Consider the following 11,004-nt stretch of genomic DNA (forward strand, 5'->3'; position numbering starts at 1 on the left):
GAGGTGACCTCGGGGCTGCCGACCAGAATCCGGGTCGGCGTCTTCATCTTGTTCCACTCGTAGGCCTTGTACGGCCCGTTCCGGCCGCCTTCGCCGAACGCCTCCAGGATGGCGGCCAGCGCCGGGGCGAAGCGCGCCCGGTCGCCCTCCAGCTTGGCGATGGCGAGCAGCGCCAGCGCGGCGTCGAACGGGTTCATCTCGTGCGCGGCGAGGTCGTCGTAGACATAGGCCAGGATCGTCCCGCGCATGGTCGCGAAGTCGCCGTCCGGATCGATGGTCGCGCGAAGATCGGCGGGGAGGGCCTGGAAGGCCGCCCAGCAGCGGCCGAAATAGGCGACGTAGAGCTCCGGCAGGTAGTAGATGTGGGCGCGTGGATCGGCGAAGGCGCCGGTCGCCACCAGCCGGGCGTGGAACTCGACGACATTGCGCAGAAAGTCGCGGCGCCGCTCGGTGCCGACGATGTCCCAGCGCTCGTGATTGCGGAACGCCGCCTCGAGGACGTCGAGATTGAGGGTCGGGTCGAGGTCGTTGCCGAACGGGCGGTCGCCGGCGGCATTCTCGATCCAGGTGACGATGCCACCGGTGAAGTCGAGCGGCGTGTTGATGTCGACCGACGGGGGCGGGCGGTTGCTGCCCGGCGCCACCTGATAGCCGGCGTAGAAGTCGAGGAAGGGCTGGTCGAGCATCGGGTCGAGCGAGCCGAACTGGGTCGCGGCCGACAGCGAGCAGGCCGTGGTGTCGCAGTCCGGCACGTATTTGCCGAAGCCGAGATCGCTCTTGAGCCGCCAGAAGAACTTGCTCATCCGCACGTCGGGCGGCGGCACCAGGGCGGTGACGACGTCGAACGGCGTGCCGTCGATCGGATGCTTGACGGTCTCGCGGCTGGTCTTCAGGCAGAACTCGATCATGGCCGCGATCGCGGTCCTGGCCCGGGCGGAGTCGTCCGCCGTGGCGAGGCCGCTGCCCAGATAGTCCATCAGGGCCTCGGCGAAGAAGGCGTCGTAATAGGCCGAGCGGTGCCGGATCTGCACCGGCTCCCACATCGGCTCGGCAAAACCGCGCCAGGGCGGGTTCAGCAGCGACGCGATGGGCTTGTTCGGCAGGATGAAGGCGCGCGCCAGGTTGAACAGCAGCGTCGCGTTCTTGTAGGTGCGCGCCTCCAGGCCGACCAGCGCGGTGACCAGGTCGCGGCCGTGAAAGTCGGGATCGCCGATCAGGTTGAAGGCCGCATAGGCCGGGATGTAGCCCTTGTTGCGGGTGAACGAGCCGAGGAGCTGGGCGGCGCAAGCCCGGATCACCCGGTCGATCTCGCCGAGGGGCGGCATCGCCGTGACGGCGGGCAGGCGGGGCCCGCGCGGATGCGCCTGCGGCACCGCGTCGATCAGCGGCGCGATCGCACGGCCGATGGCGGCCCAGTCGGGCGCCGCCTCGTCGCGGGCCGCCCGGACCGCGCCCTGCAGGGCGGCGAAACGGTCGGGATCGGCGAGCGCCGGCAGGCCGGCGCGGCCCATCAGCGGGCGCAGCGCGATGTTGGCGACGGCGGTCTTGTAGAAGGTGCGCAGATGCGCGTCGCCCGGTCCGGCGCCGCGCAGCAGCGGGTCGCACAGGTCGTAGAGAGTCGGGCCGGCCTTTTTCGCGGTCAGGGCGGCAAGCGAGGCCTTGATCAGATCAGTGGCGGACATGAGATCCAAGAAACAATCAGTACTGGTCGTTCCGGGACGGCACGAGGCGCCGGACCCGGAATCCAGCCGCGAGCGCGGCGGGTGTCGTTGGATTCCGGGGTCGCACCGTCGGTGCGCCCCGGAATGACGGGTTGCCTGTTACTCCGCCGGGACCGGCATTTCCTGGGGACGGGCCGAGTAGTGGGAGGCCTTCTGGCGTCCCTCGACGGCGTCGCGTCCGGACAGGACGAGATGATGGGCCATGATGCCGATCCGGATCAGATGCTCGATCTGGCCGCGGCGCAGGCAGGTGCGGGCGACCTTCCAGAACTCGCCGCGATAGTCGGCCTTGACGCCGACCTCCCACAGCACCGCGCGCAGGATCTTGAGGCCGCGGACGACGTCGCGCCACGGCACGTGGCGCTCCCGGAACGGCACCTTCATCCGGTTCGGATAGGTGTGGTCGAGCTGATGACGATAGCGCGACAGGACCGCGGCCGGCGAGAAGGCGCGCTCCATGCAGTCGCGCCACATCGTCAGCACCTGGTCGTAGGGCATCACGAAATCGACGTTGGACTCGCGGTTCTCGTCGTCGATCAGGCGGCCTTCCTTCTGCAGGCGATCCCACAGCGGCGTGCGGGGCAGGGCCTGCAGCAGGTTGATGGTGAGCATCGGGATGCGGGAGCTCTCGATGAAGTCGAGCACGCGCCGGCCGGTCTGCGGCGAGTCGGTGTCGAGCCCGAGGATGATGCCGGACACCACCTCGAGGCCGTAGCGGTTGAGCGTCTCGACCGCCTCCAGCAGCGGGACCATCATGTTGTGGTCCTTGGAGATCGCCTCCAGCGCCTCGGGCTCGGGCGTCTCGATGCCGCAGAACACGGTCTCGAACATCGCCTCGCGCATCAGCTCCAGGATCTCGGGCCGCTTGGCGATGTTGAGTGTCGCCTCGCACGAGAAGATGAACGGGTAGCCGCGCGCCTTCTGCCAGTCGACCAGCGCCGGCAGCAGCTCGCGCACGGCGCGGCGATTGCCGATGAAGTTGTCGTCGACGAAATACACCGGCCCGGTCATGCCGCAGGCCAGGAGCTTGTCGAGCTCGGCCGTCACCTGCTCGGGCGTCTTCAGGCGCGGATTGCGGCCGTAGAGCGCCGGGATGTCGCAGAATTCGCAATTGTAGGGACAGCCGGACGAGTACTGGATGCTGCCGGTGAGATAGCGGGGAAGCTCGGCCAGCTCGTAGGCGGGCAGCGGAAAGTCGGTGAGGTCGCGCCGGTCCACCGTGGTGAGGACGACCTGGCGCTCCGGCCGGCCGGGGTCGCGCGCCAGCCGGGCGAACAGCTCCTCGGTCGCGTCGCCGAGCTCGCCGACATGGAGATAATCGAACTCCGGATAGTTCTCGGGACACGCAGACACGGAGGAGCCGCCCAGGATGGCGGTGCGGTCGAACATGTGGGCACGATGACAGATCGACTCGATCTGCCGGCGCTGGGCGTGCATGCCGGTGACGAACACGGCCTCGGCCCACTGGAACTCCTCGTGGGTCGCCGGGCGGATGTTCTCGTCGACGAAGCGGACCTCCCAGCCGGGCGGCAGCGCCGCGGCGATGACCAGGAGACCCTGCGGCGGCATCAGGGCGCGGACGCCGTCGGTGAGCGGATAGGCATGCTCGAACATGCCGAAGGACGAGGTGTAGCGCGGACAGACACACAGGATGCGGCGGCTCTCGCGCGGTCCCGCGGCCTCTCGGCGATCCATCGATTGAGCGACCGGCATTCCCATTTCCCATGCGGCGACGCGGGAACCACGGAGTCCGATCTCCGCGTCCGCCCGGTGACAACGTTCGGGAAGCCCGAGGGGCCTGTCAAGCTGGGCGGTTTTTTGACCGGCCGGGCAAAAGCGCGCCGCGGCGCGGGTCGCGTGCGTATACCCCGCCGCGTGGGCGTATTGAGATTGCAAGGCGAGGTAACTATTGTGTCGGCGCGCAGTCTCTGGGCGCAGACGTCGCTCCCACAGCCGCGACCCTGGATGCTTGCGACCCATTGCGCGAGCGGCGGCGGTCGGGGCGTCAAGGTCCGGCCATGAAGCACTCCGTTGTCGCCGTCGTCGTTGCCGCGGTCGCCGTCCTGCTGCTCGCCGCGCTGCCCTCCGCCTCGTTCGGAGCCGAGTCACGCCTCGGACCGGCCGCAGGCGCCATCGTGGCCCCGGATCCGGGCCCCGGCGCCGCGCGCCCCGACGGGACGGCGGAGGTTGCCGCGCCGCTGCGGCTCGCTCAGGCGGGCGGGGCGGCCGGCGGCCGGGTCGCGCTGGTGATCGGCAACGCCACCTATCCGGACGACAACCGGCCGCTGCCGCAGCCGCTCAAGGACGCCCGCGCCGTCGCCGAGGAGCTGCGCCGCGCCGGCTTCGACGTGACGACCGGCGAGGACATGACCAAGCAGCGCCTGCGCGCCGCCCTCGACGCGTTCCGGGCCAAGATCAGGCCGGGCTCGGCGGCGCTGCTGTTCTTCAGCGGCTACGGCATCCAGACCGCCAAGCAGTCCTACATCGTCCCGGTCGACGCGCAGATCTGGACCGAGGGCGAGGTCCGGCGCGACGGCATCAGCATCGAGTCGATCCTGGCCGACATGAACTCCGCCGGCGCCACCGTGAAGGTGGTGATCATCGACGGCGCCCGGCGCAACCCGTTCGAGCGGCGGTTCCGCGGCTTCTCGGCCGGCCTCGCCTCGCTCAACGCGCCGGCCGGCACGCTGGCGATGTACTCGGCCGCGACCGACAAGGTGGCGAACGACTCCGACGGCGAGAACAGCCTGTTCGTCGGCGAGCTGTTGAAGGAGATGCGCTCGCCCGGGCTCAATGCCGAGGCGATCTTCAACAACACCCGCATGGGCGTGTCGCGCGCCTCCAAGAACGAGCAGGTGCCGTGGGTGTCGTCCTCGCTGGTCGAGGAGTTCCATTTTTCCCGGTCGCCCGCGGCGACGCCGTCGGTGACGCCGCCGCCGCCTCCTCCGCCGCCGCCGGCTCCGCCGGAGCCGAGGCAGGAGGTGGTGCGGCCGCCGCCGCCACCCCCGCCGCCGGTGGCCGAGACGCCCAAGCCGGTGCCGCCGGTCGCCGAGCTCACGCCGCCACCCCCGCCGCCGCCGCCCCCGACGACGCCGTCGGTGCAGCGCGACCGGGTGATCCTCGATCTCGACGCCCAGATCGACAAGAATCCGCGCGATGCCGAAGCCTTCTACAAGCGCGGCCAAGCGTGGGCCGAGCGGCGCGAATACGCCATGGCGTCGGAGGATTTCGGCCAGGCGATCCGGATCAACCCGGCCGACGCCGAGGCCTTCAACAACCGCTGCTTCACCCGCGCCGTGCTGGGCCAGCTCGACGCCGCCCTGTCGGACTGCAACGAGGCGCTGCGGCTGAAGCCGAACTATCCGGACGCCCTCGACAGCCGCGGCCTGGTCAATCTGCGGCTCGGCGACGCCGACAAGGCGATCGCCGACTACGACCAGGCGATCCGGATGAATCCCCGGATGGCCTCGGCCTTCTACGGCCGCGGCAAGGCGAAGATCCGCAAGGGCGACACCACGGGCGGCAATGCCGACATCCGCAGCGCCAAGGCGATCGACCCGACCGTCGACCAGGAATTCCAGAGCTACGGGGTGCGCTGACGGCAGCGACGGGGTGCGCGCACGCGCCGGCCCGGCCGGCGCGGCTGCGGCCCGTCGTCCGCCGGCCGAGTCGGTCGCCACGGACTCGCTGTTTCGATCAACGCGACAGCGCGGTCGGCCGGGGCTCCCGCCATGCGGGCAGACCGAGGCCGGGCGCCGACCCTCCTCCGCGGCCTCGGTCGATCGGGCTAATTCCTATTCCTCAATGACATAAGGGCCCGGCGCGGAATCGCCGAGGCAACGTTATGGCGTGTTGCCGAAAGTCCACGCGCAGGGGGCAAAACGTCCGGTTGCGCCTGTGGAGAGCCCCGTTCGTGTTCCCTGAGCGGTATGTTGCTGGTTTATTGAACCCGAAATGATCGGACACGATCGTCGCGAATTCGTCGGGGGACGGGGGACGACATGCGCAGCACCAGCAAGCGGTCGAGAATCGACCGGAACAGCATTCTTCTCTGCAGCTCGGCCCTGGTGGTCGGCCTGGTGATGTCCTCGGGGGCGATGGCGCAGTGCACGTCGACCGGCACGGGGGCGGAGTATTTCGCGCCCTTCGCGCGCGGCGGCTCGGTCAACTCGCTGATCTCGGTCCTGAACACGTCGACCAGCGTTTTCCAGGCCCAGACCGGTTCGGCCTTCGTGAGCGCCCCGGGTAATCCGGCTCCCGGCGAGAACGGCGGCGGCGTGTGGGGCCGCGTTCTCGGCGGTCAGGTCGAGACCAAGAACTCGAACTCGGCCAATGTCAGCGCCACGCTGACGATCCCGGTGACCGGAGGCGTCACGGCGAACGCCACCGTGAACTGCGACACCAAGACCCGGCAGGACTTCGTCGGCTATCAGGTCGGCCGCGACATCGCCAAGCTGAACTGGAACGGCTGGAACGTCCACATGGGCGCGACCGCCGGCTACATGACCTCCCAGGCCCGCGACAAGACCGACGACTTCAACAGCCCGGCGACCTTCGGCTCGGTCACCGAGGTTCCGTTCGTCGGCAGCTACGTGGCGGTCACGCGGGGCGGCTTCTTCGCCGACGCCCACGTGCGCTGGGACTTCTACAACATGACCCTCAACGACGTCGGCAACGGGCTTTTCAATCAGAGCCTGAATGCCCGCGGCTGGTCGGTGGCCGGCGGCCTCGGCTATAATCTTCCGCTCGGCAACAACTGGTTCGTCGAGCCGTCGGCGGGCTTCACCTATTCGCGGGTGGACGTGGATCCGCTCAACGTGACCGGCACGTTGCTGCAAGGAACCGGGTTCTCGCTGCCCGGCACGGTGCAGATCGACGACATCAAGAGCGAGCTCGGCCGCGTCAGCGTGCGAGTGGGAACGAGCTTCGCCACGCAGTACGCCAACGTCCAGCCCTTCATCACCGGCAGCGTGTTCCACGAGTTCGCCGGCGACGTGACGACCCGCATCAACTCCGGTCTGGATTTCGGCGGCTTCACGATCGTCTCCAACGGCACCATGACGACCAGTCGCGTGGGCACCTACGGGCAGATTTCCGGCGGCTTTGCGGCCCAGGTGCTCGACACCGGATGGCTCGGCTACGTCCGCGGCGACTACCGGTTCGGCGAGAACATCGAGGGTTGGACCCTCAACACCGGCCTGCGCTATCAGTTCAGCCCGGAGCCTCTGCAGGCCGCGCTGTCCGGCAAGAGCATCGTCTACAAGGCGCCGCCGGCGCCGGTCGCCGTGCCGGTGAGCTGGCAGGGCCTCTATGTCGGCTTGAACGCCGGCACCATCTGGGGCAAGAGCACCGAGGATTACATCGGCACCGTGTCCGGCGCGGAGGTCAAGTACGGGGGCGCGTTGCTAGGCGGCCAGGCGGGCTACAACTATCAGATCGGCCCCTGGGTGCTCGGCCTCGAAGGCGACATGGCCTGGTCCAACGCCAAAGGCGCCACCGGCAACCAACTTCCTGGCACGCTGTTCGGCGTACCCGCATCGGCATTCCTCACCGACGAGACGAACATCGACTGGTTCGCCACCTTCACGGGCCGCGTCGGCTACGCCTGGGAGCGCACCCTGTTTTACGCCAAGGGTGGCTTCGCGGTGGCCGAGGTGACCCAGCGGATCCGTCTCAACTTCGACGGCACGATCCCGGTGACGTCGTCCCAGATCGCCAAGGGCTGGACGGCCGGCGTCGGCGCCGAATACGCCCTCAACGCCGCGTGGTCGGCCAAGGCGGAATGGCTCTATTATGACCTCGGCTCCGACACCTACGAGAACGTCGGCGTCGATGCCCATCTCAAGGGCGGTCTCGCCCGCGTCGGCCTGAACTATCGCTTCTCGCCGGTCCCGGTCGCCGTGATGGCGAAGTACTGATCCGGTCGCAGACCGCGCGGTCGCTGCCAAACCCGACCGCGCATCGACGAGGCCCGGCCCTTCCACGAAGGGTCGGGCCTCGTCGTTTTCGGGACCCGACACTCTCCGGTGGCCGGCGGTCCGCCGAAACCGGGGCGCCCGATCCATCACTTTTGACCGGCCGCATGGCGGGGCCCGAACCGCGGAGGCAGGATCCGGCACCAAGGAGACGAACGGGGTCACAAAAACGTGAGTGCCTTGTTGGGTCGCCGGGCGGGAGCGTAGCGTGTGCGAATTGCGAGTGTGATATTGCGCACATCCATCGTACGGCGCCCGCCCTACTCTGACGGCGACAGGCAGACGAGGCCTTCTCAAGCCGGAGGATCGACAGATGACACGCCAATCCATGACACGGTGGAACAAGCTCGGAGCGACCCTCGCGACGCTGCTGCTCGCGGGCGCTCTCGTGACGACGGCGAACACCGGTTCGTTCGCCCAGCAACGGCCGACCTCGGCGGACATTCTCGAGGCGCTCAAGCCGGCGCCCAGGACGCGCGGCCTGACGACGACGCCGAAGCAGATCCAGGATCAGCAGTTCCTGCAGACCATCCGTGGCCGCACCCGCGCCCTGACGCTCGACGAGCGCACCAAGGTCGCCGACATCGCCAAGGACAAGCAGAAGATCGATCTGGAGGTCTATTTCGACTACAACTCGGCCGATATCGTGCAGCGCGCCGTTCCTGATCTGATGGAGCTCGGCAAGGCGCTCAGCAATCCCGATCTGAAGGGCGGCACCTTCCTGCTCGGCGGCCACACCGACGGCAAGGGCGGCGAGGAGTACAATCAGAAGCTCTCCGAGCGTCGCGCCGCGGCGGTGAAGAAGTTCCTGCTCGAGAAGTTCCAGCTTCCCGAGGAGACCCTGGTGACGGCCGGCTACGGCAAGGAGCAGCTCAAGAAGCCGGACGCGCCCTTCGCGGCCGAGAACCGCCGCGTCCAGATCGTCAATCTGGAGGTCAAGCAGTCGGCCTCCAAGTGAGCCGACCGAGGCCGGCCCGCACCGCAGCCGGGCCGACGTGACCGGATCGGGCGCAGTCGCCCGATCCGCCTCGATTTCGACACGACGCGCATGGAGACCGCGCCGACCGCCCGCCGGGTGAAATTGCCACCCTTGTCGATGAAGGGTATATGTCCCCCGGTCGAGCGGCCGGCCCTGCGTTCCGAAGATCAGCCCGAGGCTCCGGGGGGCAGGAGCAGTCGTAAGGGCCCGGGAGGCGACAGATGACCAGCCGATCTTGGTTCGCCGTCGCAAGGGCGTGGGTCGTGGCCGTGGGCGCGATGCTGGCGGGCGTGCTGCTCGCCGACGAGGCCCGGGCCGAGAAGCGCGTCGCCCTCATCATCGGAAATTCCGCCTACCAGAACGTCGTCAAGCTCGACAACCCGTTCAACGACGCCTCGGCGATCGCCGAGATGTTCCGCAAGTCCGGCTTCGACTCCGTCGAGCTGAAGCTCGATCTCGGCGTGATCGAGTTCAAGCGGGCGCTGCGCGACTTCTACAACACGACGCGCGACGCCGACGTGGCGGTCGTCTACTACGCCGGCCACGGCATCGAGGTCGGCGGCGTCAACTACATGGTGCCGACCGACGCCAAGCTGCGCAGCGACTACGACGCCGAGGACGAGGCGGTGGCGCTGGAGCGCATCTTCCGCTCCATCGAGTCGACCCGGCGGCTGCGGCTCGTCATCCTCGACGCCTGCCGCGACAATCCCTTCGCCCGCACCATGCAGCGGCAGATCGCGTCGCGCGCCGTCACCCAGGGCCTCGCCAAGATCGAGCCGATGGGCACCGACACGCTGGTCGCCTACGCGGCCAAGGCGGGGTCGACCGCCGAGGACGGCGCCGGCCGCAACAGCCCGTTCACCCAGGCGCTGGTCAACAATCTCACCATCCCGGGCCTCGACATCCGCATCGCGCTCGGCCGCGTGCGCGACGAGGTCCTCAAGCGCACCAACAATCGCCAGGAGCCGTTCGTCTACGGCTCGCTCGGCGGCGCCACCGTGTCGCTGGTGCCGGAGCCCGAGAAGAAGCCGGTGGCGCAGGCCGATCCGCGCGGCGACTACGAGCTCGCCGAGCGCGTCGGCACCGCCAGCGCGTGGGACTCGTTCCTGGCCGTGCACGGCACCGGCTTCTATGCCGAGCTGGCCCGCCAGCAGCGCGCCAAGCTGGCCGCCGCCGCGGTGCGGCCCGATGCCATGACGGTGGCGGCGCTCGACCGCTCGACCCCGCCGCAGCGTCCGCCCGAGGAGGCCGACCGCGCGACGCCCGACCGGCTCGCCTGGGACAAGCTGCAGGATTCGACCGACCCGGTCGCGATCCGGGCCTTCATCAAGCGCTACCCGACCTCGCCGCTCGCCGTGGTGGCCCAGAGCCGGCTGGAGATCATCGAGCGGGCGATCGCCGACCGCAAGCGCGAGGAGCTGGAGCGCCAGCGTTTCGAGCGCGAGGCGGTGCGCCAGCGCGAGGAGGAGGAGCGGCGCCTCAAGGCCGCCGCCGAGGAAGAGGCGAAGCGCGCCAAGGCGGCCGCCGAAGCCGAGGCGCGCCGGGCCAAGGCCGCGGCCGAAGCCGAGGCGCGGGCCCAGCGCGAGGCGGCGCGGCAGCGCGAGGAGCAGGAGCGCCTCGCCCGGCTGTCCGAGGCGGAGCGATTGAAGGCCGAGCGCGAGGCGCAGCGCCGGCGCGAGGACGAGGACAAGCGCGCCAAGGCCGCCGCCGAGGCGGCGGACCGGCAGGCGAAGGCCGCCGCGGAGGCCGAGGAGAAGCGCGCCAAGGCCGCGGCCGAAGCCGAGGCCAAGGCCCAGCGCGAGGCCGCGCTGAAGCTCGAGCAGGAGCGCAACACGCCGAAGGAGCTCTCCCCGGAGGAGCTCGTCCGCTCGGCCCAGATCGAGCTGCGCCGGCTCGGCTGCTACGAGGGCGAGGACAACGGCGTGCTCAACGACGCCACCCGGCGCGGCCTGCAGGCCTACCGGCTGAGCACCGGCCACGGCAAGAGCGAGAGCGGCGTCAGCGGCGCCGAGCTGAAGGACCTGCAGCAGCAGCGCCCGATCGGCAACTGCCTCGCCGCCCTGGAGCCGCCCAAGGACGTCGCCAAGCCGAAGCCCGCCACGGCGGAGCGGCCGGCGCCCGAGAAGAAGAAGCCCGAGGTCGCGACCCGTCGCGAGAAGCCCGAGCCCAAGCACGAAGCCAAGCCCGAGCCGAAGCGCGAAGCCCGTCCGGCCCCGGTCAAGCGCGAGCCGCCGCGGGCCCAGGCGACGGCGGCGCGTCCGGCCGCGCCGGCGCGCAGCGGCGGCGGCGGTGCCGTGATGCACGGCATCGGCTTCTGACCGGATCGTCC

The 11,004-nt window shown here is 69.6% G+C and carries 6 protein-coding genes; 4 read left to right on the forward strand and 2 right to left on the reverse strand.

Features of this window, described 5'->3' with window-relative positions:
• Positions 1–1,682, reverse strand: a 1,682-nt coding sequence (locus tag CH341_RS22410) for a hypothetical protein (protein WP_111421195.1), incomplete at its 3' end; no start/stop codon positions are given.
• A 138-nt stretch (positions 1,683–1,820) separates the two neighbouring features.
• Positions 1,821–3,416 carry a B12-binding domain-containing radical SAM protein gene (locus tag CH341_RS22415; RefSeq protein ID WP_111421198.1) on the reverse strand — a complete coding sequence of 532 codons (1,596 nt, stop codon included), beginning with the start codon at positions 3,414–3,416 and terminating at the stop codon, positions 1,821–1,823.
• A gap of 323 nt (positions 3,417–3,739) precedes the next feature.
• Here CH341_RS22415 and CH341_RS22420 point away from each other — a divergent pair, with 323 nt between their 5' ends.
• The 4 genes from CH341_RS22420 to CH341_RS35330 all read left to right on the forward strand — a co-directional run bounded on the left by CH341_RS22420 (position 3,740) and on the right by CH341_RS35330 (position 10,993).
• Positions 3,740–5,320: a caspase family protein gene (locus CH341_RS22420; protein ID WP_111421196.1), complete on the forward strand. Its 1,581-nt coding sequence runs from the start codon at positions 3,740–3,742 to the stop codon at positions 5,318–5,320.
• Between the two features lie 402 nt (positions 5,321–5,722).
• On the forward strand, positions 5,723–7,639 hold the full coding sequence (locus tag CH341_RS22425) for an outer membrane beta-barrel protein (RefSeq protein ID WP_111421197.1): 1,917 nt from the start codon (positions 5,723–5,725) through the stop codon (positions 7,637–7,639).
• Positions 7,640–8,009: 370 nt separating this feature from the next.
• Entirely contained in the window at positions 8,010–8,654 is a 645-nt protein-coding gene (locus tag CH341_RS22430) for an OmpA family protein (RefSeq protein ID WP_245431192.1), read from the forward strand.
• Positions 8,655–8,896: 242 nt separating this feature from the next.
• Positions 8,897–10,993: a caspase family protein gene (locus CH341_RS35330; protein ID WP_210208537.1), complete on the forward strand. Its 2,097-nt coding sequence runs from the start codon at positions 8,897–8,899 to the stop codon at positions 10,991–10,993.
• The last annotated feature ends 11 nt before the right edge of the window (positions 10,994–11,004 follow it).

The sequence above is a fragment of the Rhodoplanes roseus genome (genome assembly GCF_003258865.1).
Lineage (GTDB): Bacteria > Pseudomonadota > Alphaproteobacteria > Rhizobiales > Xanthobacteraceae > Rhodoplanes > Rhodoplanes roseus.

Bases quoted from the DNA above. Each gene is read 5' to 3' on its own strand.
- CH341_RS35330 (WP_210208537.1), top strand. From the start codon at position 8,897: ATGACCAGCCGATCTTGGTTCGCCGTCGCAAGGGCGTGGGTCGTGGCC.
- CH341_RS22430 (WP_245431192.1), top strand. From the start codon at position 8,010: ATGACACGCCAATCCATGACACGGTGGAACAAGCTCGGAGCGACCCTC.
- CH341_RS22415 (WP_111421198.1), bottom strand. From the start codon at position 3,416: ATGGATCGCCGAGAGGCCGCGGGACCGCGCGAGAGCCGCCGCATCCTG.
- CH341_RS22425 (WP_111421197.1), top strand. From the start codon at position 5,723: ATGCGCAGCACCAGCAAGCGGTCGAGAATCGACCGGAACAGCATTCTT.
- CH341_RS22420 (WP_111421196.1), top strand. From the start codon at position 3,740: ATGAAGCACTCCGTTGTCGCCGTCGTCGTTGCCGCGGTCGCCGTCCTG.